Annotated in this window: 17 protein-coding genes; 10 read left to right on the forward strand and 7 right to left on the reverse strand. The window is 71.6% G+C overall.

Going from position 1 to position 17,979, the window contains the following annotated elements:
* Positions 1–10: 10 nt before the first annotated feature.
* Positions 11–325 carry a TraR/DksA family transcriptional regulator gene (locus tag ACGFI2_RS14540; protein ID WP_393516095.1) on the reverse strand — a complete coding sequence of 105 codons (315 nt, stop codon included), beginning with the start codon at positions 323–325 and terminating at the stop codon, positions 11–13.
* A gap of 584 nt (positions 326–909) precedes the next feature.
* Here ACGFI2_RS14540 and ACGFI2_RS14545 point away from each other — a divergent pair.
* The gene (locus ACGFI2_RS14545; RefSeq protein WP_393516098.1) at positions 910–1,047 is read left to right on the forward strand and encodes a hypothetical protein; all 138 of its coding nucleotides are present in this window, start codon (positions 910–912) and stop codon (positions 1,045–1,047) included.
* A 53-nt stretch (positions 1,048–1,100) separates the two neighbouring features.
* Positions 1,101–1,331 (forward strand): potassium transporter TrkA, encoded by a 231-nt coding sequence (locus ACGFI2_RS14550; protein ID WP_393516101.1) that lies wholly within the window; start codon positions 1,101–1,103, stop codon positions 1,329–1,331.
* Between the two features lie 3 nt (positions 1,332–1,334).
* Here ACGFI2_RS14550 and ACGFI2_RS14555 read toward each other — a convergent pair whose 3' ends face one another.
* From ACGFI2_RS14555 to ACGFI2_RS14565, 3 genes are all read right to left on the reverse strand, one after another.
* The gene (locus tag ACGFI2_RS14555; protein WP_393516104.1) at positions 1,335–2,561 is read right to left on the reverse strand and encodes a PucR family transcriptional regulator; all 1,227 of its coding nucleotides are present in this window, start codon (positions 2,559–2,561) and stop codon (positions 1,335–1,337) included.
* Positions 2,562–2,686: 125 nt separating this feature from the next.
* On the reverse strand, positions 2,687–3,730 hold the full coding sequence (locus ACGFI2_RS14560; protein ID WP_393516107.1) for a polyprenyl synthetase family protein: 1,044 nt from the start codon (positions 3,728–3,730) through the stop codon (positions 2,687–2,689).
* A gap of 7 nt (positions 3,731–3,737) precedes the next feature.
* Positions 3,738–4,154, reverse strand: a complete 417-nt coding sequence (locus ACGFI2_RS14565) for a hypothetical protein (RefSeq protein ID WP_393516110.1) — start codon at positions 4,152–4,154, stop codon at positions 3,738–3,740.
* A gap of 143 nt (positions 4,155–4,297) precedes the next feature.
* On the opposite strand from ACGFI2_RS14565, the gene ACGFI2_RS14570 reads away from it, so the two are divergent.
* The 5 genes from ACGFI2_RS14570 (at position 4,298) to ACGFI2_RS14590 (ending at position 9,594) form a co-directional block, all read left to right on the forward strand.
* Positions 4,298–5,404 (forward strand): aldose 1-epimerase family protein, encoded by a 1,107-nt coding sequence (locus ACGFI2_RS14570; protein WP_393516112.1) that lies wholly within the window; start codon positions 4,298–4,300, stop codon positions 5,402–5,404.
* 213 nt (positions 5,405–5,617) lie between these two features.
* Positions 5,618–6,925, forward strand: coding sequence for a trehalose-6-phosphate synthase (locus ACGFI2_RS14575; RefSeq protein ID WP_393516115.1), 1,308 nt, complete (start codon positions 5,618–5,620; stop codon positions 6,923–6,925).
* Between the two features lie 44 nt (positions 6,926–6,969).
* On the forward strand, positions 6,970–8,130 hold the full coding sequence (locus tag ACGFI2_RS14580) for a hypothetical protein (RefSeq protein ID WP_393516118.1): 1,161 nt from the start codon (positions 6,970–6,972) through the stop codon (positions 8,128–8,130).
* A complete protein-coding gene (locus tag ACGFI2_RS14585; protein WP_393516121.1) occupies positions 8,117–8,587 on the forward strand; it encodes a hypothetical protein in 471 nt (156 codons plus the stop codon). The genes ACGFI2_RS14580 and ACGFI2_RS14585 overlap by 14 nt, the downstream gene beginning before the upstream one ends.
* 29 nt (positions 8,588–8,616) lie before the next feature.
* Positions 8,617–9,594: a Gfo/Idh/MocA family protein gene (locus ACGFI2_RS14590; protein ID WP_393516124.1), complete on the forward strand. Its 978-nt coding sequence runs from the start codon at positions 8,617–8,619 to the stop codon at positions 9,592–9,594.
* Between the two features lie 40 nt (positions 9,595–9,634).
* Here the strand turns inward: ACGFI2_RS14590 and ACGFI2_RS14595 are convergent, their stop codons facing one another.
* The gene (locus ACGFI2_RS14595; protein ID WP_393516127.1) at positions 9,635–10,639 is read right to left on the reverse strand and encodes an ROK family protein; all 1,005 of its coding nucleotides are present in this window, start codon (positions 10,637–10,639) and stop codon (positions 9,635–9,637) included.
* A gap of 15 nt (positions 10,640–10,654) precedes the next feature.
* Complete coding sequence (locus ACGFI2_RS14600) at positions 10,655–11,677, reverse strand: ROK family protein (protein WP_393516130.1); 1,023 nt, start codon at positions 11,675–11,677, stop codon at positions 10,655–10,657.
* 290 nt (positions 11,678–11,967) lie between these two features.
* Between ACGFI2_RS14600 and ACGFI2_RS14605 the strand changes: the two genes are divergently transcribed.
* Genes ACGFI2_RS14605 through ACGFI2_RS14615 form a run of 3 tightly spaced genes read left to right on the forward strand, consistent with a single transcriptional unit; the run spans position 11,968 to position 17,230 of the window.
* On the forward strand, positions 11,968–12,819 hold the full coding sequence (locus ACGFI2_RS14605; RefSeq protein WP_393516133.1) for a hypothetical protein: 852 nt from the start codon (positions 11,968–11,970) through the stop codon (positions 12,817–12,819).
* Positions 12,816–14,828: a hypothetical protein gene (locus tag ACGFI2_RS14610; protein WP_393516136.1), complete on the forward strand. Its 2,013-nt coding sequence runs from the start codon at positions 12,816–12,818 to the stop codon at positions 14,826–14,828. Before ACGFI2_RS14605 ends, ACGFI2_RS14610 begins: the two co-directional genes overlap by 4 nt.
* Positions 14,829–14,836: 8 nt before the next feature.
* Positions 14,837–17,230, forward strand: a complete 2,394-nt coding sequence (locus ACGFI2_RS14615) for a WD40 repeat domain-containing protein (protein ID WP_393516139.1) — start codon at positions 14,837–14,839, stop codon at positions 17,228–17,230.
* A 7-nt stretch (positions 17,231–17,237) separates the two neighbouring features.
* Here the strand turns inward: ACGFI2_RS14615 and ACGFI2_RS14620 are convergent, their stop codons facing one another.
* A complete protein-coding gene (locus ACGFI2_RS14620; RefSeq protein WP_393516142.1) occupies positions 17,238–17,936 on the reverse strand; it encodes a histidine phosphatase family protein in 699 nt (232 codons plus the stop codon).
* Between the last annotated feature and the right edge of the window lie 43 nt (positions 17,937–17,979).

Raw genomic sequence — 17,979 nt, forward strand, 5'->3', positions numbered from 1 at the left:
TCTCCGGCGGTCAGCGACGTTGCTGGCACGGGACGCAGAAGCGCGCCGAGGGCCGGATCTCCAGCCGGGCGGTGGGAATGTCCTGACCGCAGCGCTCGCAGACGCCGTACGTGCCCTCGGACATCCGCGTCAACGCCTGGGTGGTGTCCGTCACCCCCTGCTTGGCGGCCTCCACCAGGCGGCGCAGGGTGTCCGGGTCGTGGCCGCCGTGGCCCGGCTGCCGTACATGCAGCGTCAGCTCCGTGAGTTGGTCGGTGTACTCGTCGAACTGCCGTTCCAGCAGCGCGCGCAGCGTCTCGGTGCGCTCGTCGAGGGTGTGCGTCATCGTCGGGGCTCCTTCCGGGAGATTCTCGGGTGCGGGGTGTCGCGGTGCCGCCGGGCCGGCCGGACCGGCGCGTCCGGGTGCGGGCCGGGGGACGGGCGGAGCGGCGGGGCCGGACGTTCCGGCCTCTCCGGGGTGGGCCGGGCGACCGCCCGGCGGACGGTGGCGGGGCGCGGACCTCTGCCCGGGGTGGTGGCCGGCCGTCGGGTCCGGGCTCAGGGCCGCCGGCGGGTGTCGGCGGCCCTGAGGCGGACGCGTCCGCCTTTGGCGGCACCCGGCGGCGGAGCCGTCCGGGGCGGGGGCAGCGGCGCGGAATCGGGGAGCGCCACGGATGGACCGCTCATGATCACCGCCTCCTCATCTGCCGGGGTACGCGTCGGACCTCCAGCCTCGCCGGGAAAGTGGGGACCGGCACTGCGCGCGGCCGGCCAACAACGGCTCGCCTGATTGCCGGCGGTGGGAGAAGAGGGGCGTTCACCGCTCACCATTCGCCGTCATCGGCCCTGTTCAGGGACATGATCGGCGGAGGCGGCCGGCGCCGGGTCGCAGCTCCGTGACGTCGGCGTACCGGAGCTACGGTGGGACGCATGCGGAACCAGCGCTACCACGCGGCCACCGGGCGTCCGCTCGCGCCGTCGACGCCGACGGTCGTCCCCGCCTGGCCGGCCGAGCGCACCCCGCCCGAGCTGACGCCGCCCGCTCGACCGTCCACCGCGTTGCCGTAGCGCCGACCTGCTCCCGGCCGGCTCTCGGCAGCCGTCACCGAAGGAGCTCTGCTGTGATCATCGAACGCACGATCCTGCCCGGCGTCGGGGTACGGCACGCCTTCACCACGGAACAGGGCCGCCGGATCACCGTCGTCGAGTACCGGGCGGGTGGTCGCCGCGACGTCGTCCACGATGACCCGCACGACCCCGACGGCACGATCGGGGTCACCCTCACCCCGGTCGAGGCGTCCGCGCTGGCCACCCTGCTGGGCTTCCCGGAACTGGTCGCCGTTGCCGCGTGAGCCCTAGGCCGGGAGCGGCCGACGCGGCCAGTCCAGGGCCCGCGCGCCGAGCACGGCGGCGTGCAGGGTGAACCGGTCCCGAGGATCGGCGGGGTCGTAGCCGCTCAACGCCCGGATCCGGCCCAGCCGGTAGGTGACGGTGCGGACGGAGACGTGCAGGCGGCGGGCCGCGTCGGTGGCGACCTCCCCGCACGCGAAGTACTCGGCCAAGGTGTCCAGCAGCGGCTGGGCGCCGCCCCGGGCTTGGCTCAGCGGTGTCAGCGCCGCCTGCACGAGGTCCACCATCGCCGGCTGGTCCCGCAGCAGGACGCGGTAGATGAGCAGGTCGTGGGCGTCGATCACGGACGTGTCGGCATGCAGCCGCCGAGCCGTGGCGAGGGCCTCGCGGGCCTCCTCGTAGGAGCGCGCGATGCCGTAGAGACCCGGGTGCGGCCGGCCCACCACCACCTGCCACGGCCGGCCCCGCACCAGGCGGTCCAACTCGCCGTGCATCAGCCTCCCCAGATCGCCCGCCGGCCCGCCGCCCCGGCCCCGGCCGGGCGTCACCGTGTCCGCCGGCGCGATCACCACGAGCAGCCCCTCCTTCGTGGCCACCAGCACGTCCCGGTCATCCAGCCGGTCGAAGATGACCCGCTCCAGCGTGCTGATCGCCGCCTCGGTGTCCGGCAGCCGGCGACCCGGCGCGGCGAGCGCCACCTGGTGCACGCGGGCGAGGTCCAGCCCGAACGGCTCCGCCCGCTCCACCAACCCGCCGAGGTCGGAGTCGCCGCGCAGCAGGTCGTCGACGAGTTCGCGGCGTAGCGACTCCTCGCGGCGGACCAGTTCCCGGCGGGCCACCGCGTAGCCCTCGGCGAGAGTGGCGACGGCGGCGTCGACCACGTGGAGGACGGCGTCCGCCGCGGCCCGGACCGTCTCACTGTCGGTGGACCGGTCCAGGTGCGGCAGGTGTCGCCAGAGCCGCCGCGCCGCGGACAGGTAGAGCCGGACCGCCCGGCCGGCCGACACACCCTGCTCGGCCGCGCGCCGGCCGAGGAGTCCCACCGCGTCGAGTTCACCGCGGCGTGGCTCGCGACCGGTCACCGCCGCGTCCCGGAGCAGGCGGAGATAGTCGCCGAGCAACTCCACCGGTACGCCACCGGCGTCGGCGCTCGCCTCGCGGGCCACCTCGGTCAGCCACTGGTCGTCGCCGCGGGCCCCGGCCGGCCCCGGCCGGCGCGCGTTCTCGGTCATCGTCGTCCCCCCGTGCGGGGGCGGCGCCCACCACCGACCCACTCCGACCAGGGTAGGCCGCCGGCCCGGCGCCGGCGGCAACCCCGCCCGAGGCGGTGCTCGGGGAGGCCGGCGACGCCCCGCGCCTAGCGGTTGCGCTCCACCACGTACCCGGTCAGGTCCAGCAGGAAGCGGCCGTCGTCGGTGTCGACCGCGGCGCCGAGCGCCCGCTCCGCCTCGTGTCGGGCCGCCCGCGCGAGTTCCCGGGCGCTCCGACGCGCGGACTCCACGCAGTCGTACGCGAGGAGACGCCCGTGCAGCCAACGCACCTCGGTCGCGGTGCGTTGCGCCCGGGTCCGGCTCAGGAAGACCATGAGCCGTTCGCGTTCGTCCGGCGTGCACCGTCGCATGAAGTCGATGAGGATGAGCGTCCGCTTGCCCTCCCAGAGGTCACCCGCGATCTCCTTGCCGTACCGGGCGTAGTCACCGGTCAGGTTGAGCGCGTCGTCCTGGATCTGGAACGCGGCGCCCAGGTACCAGCCGTAGCGGTCCAGGACGTCGACCGCGTTCTCCCGTCCGGTGGCGGCCAGGACGCCGGTCCGGCACGGGTAGATGCAGGTGTACCAGGAGGTCTTCTTCAGGCACATCCGGTAGTAGTCGTCGGCGTCCAGGTCGCACACGTTGTCGCGGATCCAGCCGATCTCGATGGCCTGTCCCTCCAGCGAGTGGCGCATCATCAGCTCGGTCTCGGCGAACAGCCGCCAGGCGATCCCGGAGCCGAGCGCCGCCCGGTTCGCGGCGAGCCGCCGCAACGCCAGCAGGTTCGTCATGTTGCCCACGTTGAGCGCCACGCCGACCCCGTACTCGGCGTGCAGGGTCGCCGCGCCGCGTCGCTGTTCGCTCTCGTCCTGGATGTCGTCGTGGATGAGGAAGGCGTTGTGGAACAACTCCACGGTCACGGCGGCGTTGAGCCCCACCGCCTGTGTCCCGCCGAACGCCCGGCACGTGGCGAGGCACATCGCGGCGCGCAGCCCCTTGCCCCACCGTCGCGGATACTCCGCGACCAGGTCGTAGAGGTATCGCGGGCCGCCGTCGGGCACGTCGTCGAGCAGGGCGTCGAGGGCGAGCCCGCGATAGCGCTCCAGCATGGCCTCCACGGACCCGCCGGCCACCCCGGTGGTCGGCGCCATCGCGCGCCTACCGGTTCGTCCGGGTCGGGCCGTCCGGGGGCGGCGACGTCAGCCGGTCCGCGAGCCCGTTGGCCACGTCGGGTGCCAGCCGGGCGAGGTTGAGTACGGTGTCCAGCGCGTCGTGCGCGTCCGAGGTGTACCGGCGGATCACCTCGCCGCGCTGGTCGTCGGCCATCTTCAACTGCCCGACCACGGTGTCGATCAGGGAGTGCCCGTCGGTGCGGACCCGCGCGACGAGCTCGTCGAACGCCTCCGGGTCCACCCGGCGGCTCTCGCTCAGCTTCTCCTCGAGGCGCCGGGCGCCGGCCAGCCCTGCCGCGAGTTCCTCCTCCAGCACCGTGGCCGCGTGGGTCACCGTCTCGGAGGTCTCCTCGGCCACCTTCTCGAAGCGCTCGTTCGTGCGCTCACGCTCACTGTCTGTCATGGGCGCAGTTTCACCCGGGCGGGTGCGGATGGGCCAGGAGTGTGTCGAGATGGTGACTCACCGCCCCCGCCGGCGAGGGCGGTGACCTCGTGGCCGGGGCGCCCCGACGGGTCGGACGGTGGTCTTCCGTGTCTCGTCTTGGCATGCTGGTTGCCGAGCCGGCCGGCCGAGTCGTGACGGGAGTGCCCATGCTCGACGGAGAACAGCATGTCGACCGGGCGGCGTTGGCCCGCTACGCGGGTGATCCGAGCGCGCTCGGCGGTGTCCGCGCGGTGCAGTTGACCGACGGCGCCGAACGTGGCCTGCGGGTGCTGGAGTTCCGCACGGGGTCGGGCCTGTCCTTCGACGTCCTGGTGGATCGGGCGATGGACATCGGGGCGGCCGAGTTCCGCGGGTGCCGCTTCGGCTGGACGTCGGCGACCGGCCTGCGTCACCCTTCCCTGCACGAGTACGGTGACGAGAACGGCCTGTCCATGTTGCGCAGCTTCTCGGGGCTGCTGCTGACGGCCGGACTCGATCACGCCTTGGGCGCTGCCGAGGTCGATGCGAACCGGTACGGCTATCCGCGCCGCGCCACGACGTGGAATGCCCAGCACGGCCGGGCCGCGAATCTCCCGGCCCGGCTGCACGGCTACGGGGAGCAGTGGCGCGGCGATCGATGTGTCTTGTGGGCCGAGGGGGAGGTTCGTCAGGCGGCGATCTTCGGAGAGCACCTGAGGATGACCCGGCGGATCGAAGGCGACCTCAACGGTGTGGAGATCCGCCTGGTGGACACGGTGCGCAACCACGGCTTCGATCCGACCCCCCACATGTACCTCTATCACGTCAACGTCGGTTGGCCGCTCCTCGACGAGGGCGCCCGCTACGAGGCGCCGGTCGCCCGCACCGTCTGGCAGTCGGAGAGTGTGACTCGGCAGGGGGTCTCGCGTGAGGTGATGCCCGGACCGCTGCCGGGTTTCGTGGAGCAGGTCTACGAGCACGAGGTGACACCCGATCCGGACGGAAAGGTGCGGGCCCGTGTCGTCAATGATCGTCTCGGCTGCTTCTTCGAGGTGGAGTACGACCCGGCCGAGTTTCCCGTCTATCTGCAGTGGCTGCATCTGCGGGAGGGTGCGTACGTGGTCGGCATTGAACCGTCCACGCATCATGTGCAGGGCGCGGAGGCGGCGTACGAGGACGGCTCGATGATCTTCCTGGGCCCGGGGGAGGAGCGCGTATACCACGTCACTTTCCGGGTGGGCCGGGTCTGATCATCGATTTGCGGCGGGCGCGTTCCGGCTTATCTTGACGCAGCTAAATGTATCGACTAGCGTAAACGCGCGTACGCAGCTATTCCGCCGACCTTCCCAGGAGGAACGAACTCGGTGCGGCTCATCACGTGCAGCAACAGCGCTCCGCAATGCGATGAGGAAACGGGGGAACTGCGAACGTCGCCCGGCTCTCCTGGTGGCCTCCTGCCGATCATGGTGTCGCTGCTGGAAGAGGTCGGCGGCCACTGGATCTACACCTCGCCCACCGAGGGGGTTCCGCCACCCGCCCGACCGGGTCCGATAACGCTTCACCCGCTGGTCTTCGACGCCCGGCTCAGCGCCCAGCACTATGCGGGAATCTCGATCCAGACGTTTCTTTGGCTGCACCACTACGTCTTCGACACGACGTACGAGCCCACCTTCGACTATCGAGTCGTGGAACAGTGGGCGGGATACGAGGAAGTGAACCGGCGTTTCGCCCGGGAGATCTCCCTGGCCCACCAGAATTCGTCGGACGAGATTGTGCTGGTGCACGACTTCCACCTCATGATGGTGCCCCTGTTCTTTACCGATGACACGCCGGGGCGGCAGAGCCGGCTGATCTATTTCCATCACGTCCCGTGGTGTGAGCCCGACTATTTCTCATTGCTGCCCGAGTGGCTCCGGACGCGGGTCCTGGAGAGCCTGCTTCGCTGCGACGTCGTCGGCTTCCACAGCCGGCGGTGGGCCAACGCGTTCCTCGCCTGCTGCGAGCGGTTCCTCCCGGCGGTGAAGGTCGACGGCAACCGGGTGGAGTACGCGGGCCACCGCAGTACGGTCGCCGTGGCGCCCGGGCCCATCGACGGCGGAGCCCTGCTGGAACTCCGGGAGGATCCGTCGACGGCGGCGTGGCGGGAGCGCCTGCTGGCACGGGCGCGGCACCGCCGTCCCGTCGTCCGGGTGGACCGACTCGACCTGTGGAAGAACGTGATCCGCGGGTTCGAGGCGTTCGAGCTGATGTTGAGCCGCGACCCGGCGCTTGCCGACGAACTCTGGTTCTGCGCGGTCGTGACGCCGCCCCGCCGGCCGTCCGAGCGCAGTGGCCGCTACCGGGACCGCTGCGAGGAGACGGTGGCTCGGATCAACGACCGGTTCAACCCGGGTTCCGGGGCGGCGACCGAACCGGTCAGCCTCATCTACCCACAGGCTGGCGACAACACGCGCCACCGGGCCGTGGCGGCCTTGGAGGTCAGCGCCGTCACCCTGGTCAACCCCACCTTCGACGGGCTCAACATGGTGGCGAAGGAAGCCCTCGTGGTGGGCTCCGCGCCGGTACTGCTCTCGGTCAACGCCGGTGCCTACGAACAACTCCGGGACGGGGTGACGCCCATTCATCCCTTCGACGTCGAGGCGACCGCCGACGCGCTGTCGACCGCCGTCGCCGGTGATGCCGTCGACGACGCCGGTGGTCGCCGCGCGGCGCTCCGCCAGGAGAGCGCGGCGGAATGGTTGCGGCGACTGCTGGGGGAGACGGACGGCTGACGACGGCTACGCCCCACTCGCCGGGTGAAGACGAAGGAGTGCGCGTGTCACATGTCACCGGGGCGGCATCGCCGCCACGCCTCGCGATCGGCGTCACGTCTCGCAACGCCGTCGACGCGACGATCGCGTCGGCGGCTCGCCACCGTCAGCGGCTCATGCTGATCGCCAGCCGGGCGCAGATCGACGGACCCGAGTTCGGTGGCGGCTACGTCGAGGGTTGGACCAGCGAGGATCTGGTCGAGTACGTGCGCAGCAGGGACGCGCCGGGGCGGGTGACGGTCTGCCGCGATCACGGCGGACCGTGGCAACACGTGGCGGAGTCGGCCGCCGGTCCCGACGAGTCCGAGGCCATGGCCAGCAGTCTGCGGTCGTTTCAGCGCGACATCGCCGCCGGCTTCGAGGTTCTGCACATCGACACGTCGCGGGATCACCACCCCCCGGCCGCCCGGGGAGCGGCGGTCCGTCGGCTGGTCACGCTCTACCAGCAGTGTCATGAGTTCGCGCGCTCGCGCGGACGGACCGTCCACTTCGAGGTCGGCGTGGAGGAGCAGTCGACGGCCGTCGGCGACGTCTCGGGGTTTCGGGCCGTGCTCACCGAGCTGACGGATCGTCTGACGGCCCTCTCGCTGCCCCGCCCGCTCTTCGCCGTCGCGCAGACCGGCACCCGGGTGGTGGAGACGGAGAATCGGGGCGCCCTGGTCGACGATCCGCGCGCCGTCGGCCAGGCCATCAGAGGGCTCGCGGAGGTGTGCCGCCAGGCGGGGGTGGGGCTGAAGGCCCACAACGTCGACTACCTCCGCGACGCCGCGCTGCGCACGATGCTCGACAACGGGGTGACCGCCCTCAACGTCGCGCCGGAGTTCGGCGTGACGGAGACCCGGGCGTATCTGGACCTGCTCGACATCCTCGGGTTGACCCGGCAGCGGGAGGCGTTCCTGGAACTGGCGTACGGATCCGGGGCCTGGCGTAAGTGGCTCGGCAGTCCGTCTGCGGCGGACGACCTGCAACGCGCGGTGCTGGCGGGCCACTACGTCTTCGGCACGGACCGGTTCAGGGAGCTGAAGGCGGAGGTCGAGTCGGTGTGCGCCGCCCGGGGGCTGACGGTGGACGGCTGGCTGCGGAGCGCCCTGGAGCGTGCGATGGGCCGCTATGTGCGAGTGCTCGATCCGGCAGTGAGGGAGCGTGAGTCGGTTGGACTCCGTTGAGGACCTGATGCGCCGATGGTTGACCGCGTCCCTGGACGCGGGCGGGACCGTGGCCGGCGCGCCCGTGCACGACGTCGGCCGGGCCAAGGTGGTACGGAAGCCCTGGGGCGAGGAGAGGTGGTTGGTGGCGGAAGGTCCCTTCGCGTTGAAGCTGATCAGGATCAACGCCGGTTGCCGGACGAGTCTCCAGTTCCACCGTCGCAAGCAGGAGGCAAACCTCGTCGTCGAGGGCGAGGCCCGGTTGAGCTTCGCCACGCGTGCCGGTGAGCCGCTCGGCACGACGCATCTCCTGCCGGGTCACGTGGCGCACCTGGCGGCCGGGGTGGTGCATCGCATCGAGGCAGTCCGGACCACCCTCCTGCTGGAGGTCTCGACGCCGGAGCTCGACGACGTCGTCCGCATCGAGGACGACGCGGGTCGGGGCGACGGGTTGATCGCCTCGGAACACGACTCCTGACGGGCGCGTCCGAGATGTGGCGGATCGGCATGCTGGCCGGTACCGGTACCGGACGCAAACGGCTCCTCCCGGCGTTGCGGGAATCGACCATGTGCCGGGTCACCGTCGTGCAGGGACGGGACCCTGGTCGGCTCCGTGAGGTCGCCCGGCAGGACGCGTCCATACGGCTGGTGACCGACCCGGTCGAGTTCATCCGTTCACGTGACTTGTTCGACGTGGTCTACCTCGCGTCGCCGCCCTTTCTCCGGGGCGAGCACCTGGCTCTGGCGGCCGCCGCCGGCAAGCCGGTGCTGTGCGAGAAGCCGCTGGCGATCAGCGAGGCGCACCTGACGGAGGTCTGTCGCGTGGTTGCCGAGGCGGGGATGCCGTTCGGGGTGGCGCACCATCTCCGGCACCAGCCCGCGGTCACCGACCTCGCCGAACTGCTGCGGGACGGGAGCCTGGGCGCGCTCCAGGATTCGCACCTGCGCTGGAACTTCGTCATGGACCTGGCCGCCCCGAACGCGTCCTGGAAGGTGCGCCCGCACCTCGCGGGCAGCAGCAGCATGTGGGACTCCGGTGTGCACGCGCTGGATCTGGTCGTCCTGCTGTTCGGCGTGCCCCGGGCGGTCTGCGCCGTCGGTCAGCGGCGGCGGACGCCGGAACTGGTGGACGCGGTCACCGCGATCCTCGACTTCGGAACGCACACGGTGACCGTGACCACCTCCCAGGCGGGTGTCGGCGGCGGGAACGACCTGGTCGTCACCGGCTCGACCGCCGTGGTGCGGGCACCCGGAATGCTCGGCGAGCGGTCCCTACGGACGTTGCTGGTCGAAGGCGGTCCGCGAGGCGGCCGGCGTGACTATCCGGCGACCGACCTCTACCGCGCCATGGTGGAGGACTTCTGCAGGTGGCTCCAGGGCGCGCCGGCGGTCGGCACGACCATGTCGGAGGCGGTGACCACCTCTCGGCTTCTCCTCGCCATCGAGGAGTCGGTCGCGCGGGGCCGGACGATCGAGCTGCGCTGAGCGTACGGCCCGGCCGGGAGACGACGCGGGCGGCGGAGGATCAACCGCCGACGCCGGCCCCGTTCACCTCTCTGCTGGCACATTGGTGGAGGGAGAGCATCGCCGCACCGATCCAGCCGGCGTCGGCGCCCAGCCGGGCGAGGGCGATCGGCGGGAGCACCCGGTGCTCGCGGGCGAAGGTGTGCCGCTGCATGGCCGCGCGCATGTGGTCCAGGTAGAGGTCGGCGGCCGTGACGAGGCCACCGCCGATGATGATCAGCCGTACGTCCAGCAGGGTGACCAGCATGGCGGCGCCGACGCCGAGCCAGTGTCCGAGGCGTTCGAAGAGAGCCAGCGCGGTGGGGTCCCCCAGGCAGGCCGCCTCACGGATGGTCAGCCCCGTGACTCCGCCCCGACCCGCGCCCAGCCGGGCGAGCAGACCGTCGGGATCGGCGGCGGCCGCACGGCGTCCGGCTCTGGCCAGCGCCGTTCCCGAGGCCAGCGACTCGAGGCAGCCGGTCTGACCGCAGCTGCACACCTCCTGGCTGCTGCTGTCCACCAGCAGGTGGCCCACCTCCGCGGCCACGCCGGAGGCGCCGCGATACATCTCCCCGTCCAGGACCAGGCCACCGCCCAGCCCGGTTCCCACGGTCAGCATCGCTATGTGTCGCTTGTCGGGGTCGTCGCGGAAGTAGTGGGCCTCGGCCCAGGCCGCGGCGTTCGCGTCGTTGTCGACGACGGTCGGTACGCCGGTCGTGGACTCGATCAGGCGACGCAGGTCCAGGTCGTGGTACCCGTTGTTCGGCGACCATCGGATGTGCCCCTCCGGCCAGTCGATCAGGCCGGCCGCGCCGACGCCGATCGCCTCGACGCGGTACCGGCGCGTCAGGTGGGTGATGGCATCGAGCACGGTCGACACCACCGCGTCCCGGCCGAGCGTCGGTGCGGGGCGAGGCGGTAGTTTCTCCACCACCTCCCCGGCCCCGTTGACCACACCGCCCGCGACCTTCGTCCCTCCGACATCCAGCCCGATGGCCAGGTGCCCGGGCGCATCCGCGTACGCCATCTCTTCCTCCATGGGTCAGTTGCATGTCCTGATCAGTCGGTCGACCGCGACCAGCCCGGCCGCCTGCGCGCCGTCGGCGACGTCCATCGCGCGTGTGATCACCTGGGCGCTGCGATACAGCGGATAGGTGAGGGAGGGGAAGGAGTTGAGCCCGGCGGCGAACGCTTCCGCCGCCTTGCGGCCGCTGCGCGGGTCCACCATCTCCCGTAGTCCGTAGATCACCATGTGGCTGAGGCCGAAGAGGCTGAGCACGGTGGCGATGCCGTGCCCCACGGCCGCCCCGGCCTGACGGAAGGCGGCGATCACCTGACGTGCCTCGATGTCGCCCTCCTCGCACACCGCGATCGCCGCCTCGATGGACTCGAGGTCGGACTCGGCGCCGATCACCTCGCCGGCGATGGCGCGAACCGCTCTCCGCCCGGCGTAGGCGTCTATGCATCCTCGGTCGCCGCTGACGCACCACCTGCCCTCGGGCTGAACCTTGATGTGCCCGAATTCAAACGGAATCGTCATCAGTCGGTTGTTGAGGAAGATTCCTCCGCCGACTCCGTCGCGGACCAGGACCACCGCGAACGACGATGTCTCCTGCCCGACGCCGTAATGCTTCTCCAGCGTGGCGAAAGCAGCGCCGTCATTTTCGACCACGGTCGGACATCCTGTTTCGCGGCGGATCAGGTCGGCGAGCGGAACGGGCTCCCGCCAGTGGTAGTCGCGACCGGCGTAGAGCGAGTCGGTCGGGTGGTTGGCATAGGCGAGCACCACCCCGTCCTTCGTGCTGACCGGGCCGCCGATCTGCACGCCGATGGTGATCCGCGGGTCGGGGAGTGGTATTCCCAGGGTGGTACCGACGAGTTCGACGGTGGCCGTGGCGACCTGATCGATGACGGTCGCGGTCTCCATGTCGACGATCGGCCAGCGCCGCATCCCGAGTTTCCCGCCGCTGCTGTCCAGGAGGACGGCGACCAATTGGTACGGAAGTATCTCGATGCCGACCGCGAAGGTAGGTCCAGCCTCAGGCGTGCTTGGTGGAGCGGCCACTGGGAGTCCTCGGATCCGATGACCGGCCGGGCCGGCCAAGACCGACTTCATTCATGGCGCGATGGCCGAGCCGATCTGGCGCAATGCTTCTGCCCGGTTGTCGTCACCGTCGTTGCCATCCAAATATGGAAATGCCATGATAGTGCATCCGCAGTTCGATACGGTTCCGATGAACTGCGCTGCTTCACCATCCGCACCAAACGCCCACGGCGTCGGACTCCGACAAGCTGCGGGGGTCGGCTTCTGCGGCGACATCGACCGACGACGAGTGAAGGCGACGGGAGACTGCCATGCCCCTGGCGGACGGCTCGATCGTCGGCATCCACGGCATCGCCCAGCAGCAACTGGGGCGGCACCAGTTGCTCGCCTCCTGGAGTCGGGCACTGGCGGACGGGATCGAACGTGCGATCGCCGGTCGCTCGACGCCGCCGCCGTTGGACGTCGCCTATTTCGGTGATCTGTTCCTGGCGCCGGCCGACGGCGCCAAGGCAGGTGTGGAGACCGGTGGGTCATGGCTCGACGACCTCTCCGATGACGAAAGCGTGGAGCTGGCTGCGGCGGTGCGGGAGATGGCCGTCGAGGAGCCGGGGACCGAACTACCCAACAAGGGATATACCCGGGCTCCGGCCCTCGTGCAGTCCGCTATCCGACTTCTCGACCGGCGGTTCGACCGGCCGGAGGTCCTGCTCTGCGTCGGTGAGCTGCGGCAGGTGCGGCGCTACCTGCGTGAGCCGGTCCTCCGTCAGGAGGTGGCCGACCGGTTGACCACGGCCGACCGTCACGGCCGCGTGCTCATCGGGCACTCGCTCGGCTCGGTCGTCGCCCTGGATCACCTGATGCGCCGGCCCGACCGGCGCTACGACCTGCTTCTCACCCTCGGTTCCCCACTCGGCCTGCGGTTCGTCCGCGACCGCCTGACGCCGGCAGGCGGACCGGCCGTGCGGCCGGGAAACGTCGGGCGCTGGGTCAACGTCCGAGATCCTCGCGATCCGGTCGCCGGCGTCCCTCTGGAGGGCAGGTGGTCCGGCGTGCAGGACGTCACCGTGAACAACCAGTCGGACGCCCACGCGGCAGAGCGGTACCTGGGCAAGCGGCAGGTGGGCGAGGCGGTCGTGGCGGCCCTGCCGGAGCTCGCCCGGTGACCGATCATCTCGACGGCGACGCGATCATGCGCCGGCACTTCCTCGCCATCGCCACCGCGCAGTACGACGACCCGCGCTGGCCCGACCTGCCCGGAGTCGACGAGGAGGTGGCCACGCTGCGCGGATGGCTCTGCGCGCCGAAGCTGGGCGACCGCCGCTTCACGCCGCTGCACCCGGAGCTGACCCGGAGCCCGACCAAGGCGCAGGTACGCCGGGCGATCGAGGAGCAGGCGCTCGGGTGGAACGAGTCCGACGCCGCGTTCGTGTTCGTCACCGGCCACGGGCACACCATGCACGGCACGCACTGGATGGTGCTGCGGGACACGGCGGGTCCCGGCGACGTCGAGATCAGGACGGCCGACATCCTGCGCTGGCTGGCCCGCACCCGGGTCCAGCACCTGCTTGTCGTCTTCGATCTCTGTGACGCCGGCGCCACCGCGTACGACTCGCTTCGGCTGGACGCCCCGTTCCCGTCCGACTGGATCGTCCTGGCCTCGACCGGGATCGAGCAGAAGGCTCGACCGGGGGCGCTCACCGCTGCCGTCGAGGAATTCCTCCAGGAACTGGACGCGCCCGAGGGGGAACGCTTCGACCACGGGAGGTACCTACGGATCGGCGACTTCCTCAGCGAGGTGCAGGCCAAACTGAAGGCATCCGGCCAGACGCTGTCGTACATCCGCCCCGAGATGCCTGCCCTCAACCAGTACACGCCGTGCCTACCGAACCCGCGGTGGCGCCCACCGACGGTCGAGTCGGTCCAACGGCCGCGCCGCGACCTCGCGATCCGCGCGGACGACCTCGGCGCCCACTGGGATCCCAAGGCCCGCGGCGTGGCTGAGGCGGCCGAGCCCGGCTGGCTGTTCACCGGTCGGGTGGCCCTGATGCGACGCCTGGTGCAGTTCACCGGCGCCGGGCCGGGCACCGTGTTGGTGACCGGCTCCGCCGGATGCGGCAAGTCGGCGGCGTTGGCTCGCCTGGTGACGCTCAGCGATCCCGACTTCGTGCGGAAGTACGCCGCCAACGTCGACACGATCAAGCCCGATCTGCGGCCGGCGATCGGCGCGGTCGACGTCGCGGTCCGTGCGACGGGCAAGCTTCCCCAGGAGGTCTTTCAGCAGATCTGTGCCGCTTTCGGCATCCGGATGGCGAGCCGTGAACTCGGCGGACGGAGTCTGGAGACGCTGCGGCAGGCATGGTGGACCCTGCTCGACGACCGGCCCGGGCCGGTGACGATCGTGGTCGACGCGCTCGACGAGGCCGCCTACCCGAACAGCCTCCTGGTCGACGTGCTCTCCCGGCTCGAGCGGCCCGGTGGCCGTGGCGGCCGGGTCCGTCTGCTCGTCGGGGTCCGGTCGCCCGGCGACCAGGACGGCGCGCAGGAACGCGTTCGGGTCGCCCTCGCCGACCGGGCGGAGGATCTGCTCGGTGCCGACCGGCTGCGGGTCGACCAGGATCCGCTCTGGGTGCCGTCGGACCTCGAGGACTATGCCACCGAGATCCTGTGTTCCGCGCCTGACTCGCCGTACCGGGCGGACCGTCAGGCGGCCGCGGCGGTGGCCCGGGTCGTCGGGGACAAGGCCGGCACGTCCTATCTGATCGCGCAGCTCGCGGCGAAGTCGCTCAGCCATCGTGAACGACGGGTGAGTCTCTCCGACCCGGCGTGGCTGGCGACCCTCGACGCGGGGGTCATCGGTGTCTTCCGCGACGACCTGCACGCGAACACCAGCAGCAACCCGCTCGACCGCGAGCGCGCCGTCCACCTGCTGCGGGCGGTCGCCTTCGGATACGGCCGGGGACTGCCGTGGCACCGGGTCTGGCCGCTGGTGGCGAACGCCATCAGCGAGGGGTCGCCGGTCGAGTACGGGGACGGCGACATCGCCTGGCTGCTCAATTCTCGCCTGGGCGGATATCTGGTGACCGACCAGGAGGACGAGACCACCGTCTACCGACTCTTCCACGACAGCCTGCGCGGCACGTTGCGGGAGCACTGGCGCGAACTGCTCGAATAGGAGGCCCGATGAGCGGCCGGGACGACGGATCCGCCGGTTCGTCCGACACCGCGGCGGCGGTGCGTGCGGCGGAGCGGCGGATCGCCGTCGCGCTGAGCAGCCTGACCGGTGTGCGGGAGGCGGGCGGACTGGTGCCGCCGTACGTGCGGCGGCACCTCGTCGAGCACGCCCACGCCGGCGACGTGCTCAACCTGGACGTGGTGCCGCCGAGATTCCTGCCGTTCGTGGACGTCAGTCGGCTCCGGGAGGTGGCGACCGGCGCCGGTGCGGCCGCCGGTGTCGGCCTCGGCCCGGAGTTCATGGCGCTGCTGCCCGTCATGCGCAAGGTCAGCCACCTCTGGGACTGGGAGCGGCCCGGGTCGAACGCCGCGGCGTTGAACCTCTGGGCCTCGATGACGGAGTTGACGCGCGACGGCGGCTTCGGCGGCACGTGGCGGGTGGCCTGGTCCACCCGTTCCACCGACCGCAGCGAGATCGTCGGCCGGCATCCGGGTCCCACCACGGCCGTCGGCACGGCGCGGCTCGCCACCGGTCGATTCGTCGCGGTCGCGGGCGGGTCGGACGGCATCGTGCGGATGTGGGACCTGGGCACCGGGGCGACTGTCGGCGAGCCGCTGACCGGGCACAGCGACTGGGTGGGCTGCCTGGCCAGCCGGGAGTTGCCCGACGGCCGGGTGATCGCGGTGACCGGCAGTGACGACCACACGGTTCGGGTCTGGGACCTCGACACCGGGCTGCCGGCCACGCGACCGCTACGGGGGCACACGGGCGCGGTCCGCGCGGTGGCCACCGCGGACCTCTCGGACGGCACGCCGGTCGCGGTCACCGGCAGCTACGACCGCACGTTGCGGGTGTGGAACCTGATGGACGGCACACCGATCGGCCCGCCCCTGTCCGGACACACGGATCGCGTGAACGCGGTGACCACCGCCTACCACGACGGTCGGGCCCTGGTCGTCTCGGTCAGCGGCGACCGGACCGTGCGGCTCTGGGACCTGGCCCGCCAGGAGGCGGTGGGGGACCCGCTCGTCGGTCACACCGCGAGCGTCTTCGCGGTCGCGGTGGCCAGCCTGCCGGGCAACCGGACGGTCGCGGTGACGGGCGGCGCGGACAAGATCCTCCGGCTGTGGGACCTGGCGGACCGCCAGCCGTACGCCGCTCCGCTCACCGGGCACACCGGGGCGATCGGGGCGGTCGCGGTGGCCACGCTTCCCGACCGCCGGGTGATAGCGGTCAGCGGCGGCGACGGGAAGTCGGTGCGGCTGTGGGACCTCGCCTACGGTGTCGCTCTGGGTGAGCCGCGAAGTGGCCACACCGACCGGATCCACGCCGTGGCCACCGCCGAACTCCCCAACCGGCACGTGGTGGCCGTGACGGGCAGCGACGACCGTACCGTCCGGCTGTGGGACCTCGCCCAGGACGGCGGCTCCGGGGACACCTCGACCGGCGAGGCCGACACCGTCTACTCGGCCGCGGCCGTCCTGACCCGGGCGGGTCGGGCGCTCGTCGTGGCCGGCGGCGCCGACCGGACGGTGCGTGTCTGGGATCTGGAGACGGGCGACCCGGTGCGTGCTCCGATGACCGGCCATACCGGACTGATCGGCGCCGTCGCCCCGGCGACCTCCCGGAGCGGCCGGCGGCTGGTGCTGACCGCGGGCGCGGACCGGACGCTGCGCGTCTGGGACCTCTCGACCGGCCGGGCGGTCCGGGAGCCCACCCTGGCTCACCGGAGCATGATCGGTGCGTTGGCCGTCGCCGCCCTACCGCACGGGCGGCTGGTGGCCGTCACCGGCAGTTGGGACTACCAGGCCAGGCTCTGGGAGGTGGAGACGGGCGAGCCGATCGGCGATCCACTGCAGCACGACAGCCCGGTGGTCTCGGTGGCGGCCACCCGGCTGATCGACGGACGCGCGATCGTCATCACCGGCTGCTACGACGACGGTGACCTGAGGATGTGGGATCCCGAGGGTGGCGCGTTCATCGCCCGGCTGCGGACGGGCCACACCAACTCGGTGCGGAGCATCGCCACGACAGTGCTGCCGGACGGCCGGGCCGTGGCGGTGACCGCCAGCGCGGATCGGACCGTGCGCATCTTCGACCTGTCCACCAGGGAACCCGTCGGAGTTCCGCTGCGCGGGCACGCCGGGCAGGTGCGGGCGGTGGCGACGACCATCCTTTCCGACGGCAGGAGACTGGCGATAACCGGCGGGGACGACCGGACGGTCCGGGTGTGGGACGTCCTCACCGGCTGGCCCGTGGGGGACGTGCTGCCGACCCCGAGTGAGGTGCATGCGATCGTGGTGTCCCCGCGCGGCGGAGTGCGGGTGGTCGTCTGCGGGGACCGGTTCCGGGCTGCCGTCGAGATCGCGCCGGCCGGGCTGGGCCTCACCGACGGGGGTTGACCGGCGCTCAGGCGGTCAGGAGGGCACCCGGCAGGTGGGCGGTCTCGTTCATGCTCCAGATCACCGTTCGCCCGGCGGTGTGCCAGATGCGGGTGAGGGAGCCGTGCGCGGGGCGGAAGAAGTAGTCGCGGTCGATGGCGAGGAGGCCGGCGATGTGGGCGTTCAGGATGCCGTTGTGGCAGATGACCAGCACGCGTCGGTCGGCGAGGTGTCGACGGGCGATGCCCTCGATGGCCAGCGACAGTCTCTCCCGGAACAGGTGGGCGGGCTCCGCCGACGGAAAGGCGCTCCACCGGCCGTCGCTGACGAACTGCCGGCCGGCCCGCCGCCACCGGCCGGGGTCGGTCCCGGCCGGACGCTCCGCGGTGTCGGGGAGGTCGATCTCCCGGAGGTCGTCCACCTGGCACACGTCGAGACCATGCGGTCGGGCCAGCGCCTCGGCGGTCATCCGGGCACGGACGAGCGGGCTGGAGTAGACCGCCTGCACCGGCGCGCCGGCCAACGTCTCCGCGGCAGCGTCGGCCTGTCGCAGACCGAGGGTTGTCAACGGTGGATCGTTCGTCGCCTCGGGTGCGCGCTCGGCCGGTGGCACCGGCTGTGCGTGCCGGACGAAGACCATCTCCAGATGCGCGACGCCCCAGAGCGTCGCCTCCGCCACCGGATCGCCGCGGGAACTGTCGAACCGTTCGGTGGTGGGCATGTCCATCTCGTCACCTCCGGGTGTCCTGCCTCCGGTACCCCAGTCAACC

The organism is Micromonospora sp. NPDC049282 (assembly GCF_043197045.1).
Classification (GTDB): Bacteria; Actinomycetota; Actinomycetes; order Mycobacteriales; family Micromonosporaceae; genus Micromonospora.

Coding starts and splice junctions, on each gene's coding strand:
- ACGFI2_RS14540 (WP_393516095.1), bottom strand. CDS start 325: ATGACGCACACCCTCGACGAGCGCACCGAGACGCTGCGCGCGCTGCTG.
- ACGFI2_RS14545 (WP_393516098.1), top strand. CDS start 910: ATGCGGAACCAGCGCTACCACGCGGCCACCGGGCGTCCGCTCGCGCCG.
- ACGFI2_RS14555 (WP_393516104.1), bottom strand. CDS start 2,561: ATGACCGAGAACGCGCGCCGGCCGGGGCCGGCCGGGGCCCGCGGCGAC.
- ACGFI2_RS14560 (WP_393516107.1), bottom strand. CDS start 3,730: ATGGCGCCGACCACCGGGGTGGCCGGCGGGTCCGTGGAGGCCATGCTG.
- ACGFI2_RS14565 (WP_393516110.1), bottom strand. CDS start 4,154: ATGACAGACAGTGAGCGTGAGCGCACGAACGAGCGCTTCGAGAAGGTG.
- ACGFI2_RS14570 (WP_393516112.1), top strand. CDS start 4,298: ATGCTGGTTGCCGAGCCGGCCGGCCGAGTCGTGACGGGAGTGCCCATG.
- ACGFI2_RS14575 (WP_393516115.1), top strand. CDS start 5,618: ATGGTGTCGCTGCTGGAAGAGGTCGGCGGCCACTGGATCTACACCTCG.
- ACGFI2_RS14590 (WP_393516124.1), top strand. CDS start 8,617: ATGCTGGCCGGTACCGGTACCGGACGCAAACGGCTCCTCCCGGCGTTG.
- ACGFI2_RS14595 (WP_393516127.1), bottom strand. CDS start 10,639: ATGGCGTACGCGGATGCGCCCGGGCACCTGGCCATCGGGCTGGATGTC.
- ACGFI2_RS14605 (WP_393516133.1), top strand. CDS start 11,968: ATGCCCCTGGCGGACGGCTCGATCGTCGGCATCCACGGCATCGCCCAG.
- ACGFI2_RS14615 (WP_393516139.1), top strand. CDS start 14,837: ATGAGCGGCCGGGACGACGGATCCGCCGGTTCGTCCGACACCGCGGCG.
- ACGFI2_RS14620 (WP_393516142.1), bottom strand. CDS start 17,936: ATGGACATGCCCACCACCGAACGGTTCGACAGTTCCCGCGGCGATCCG.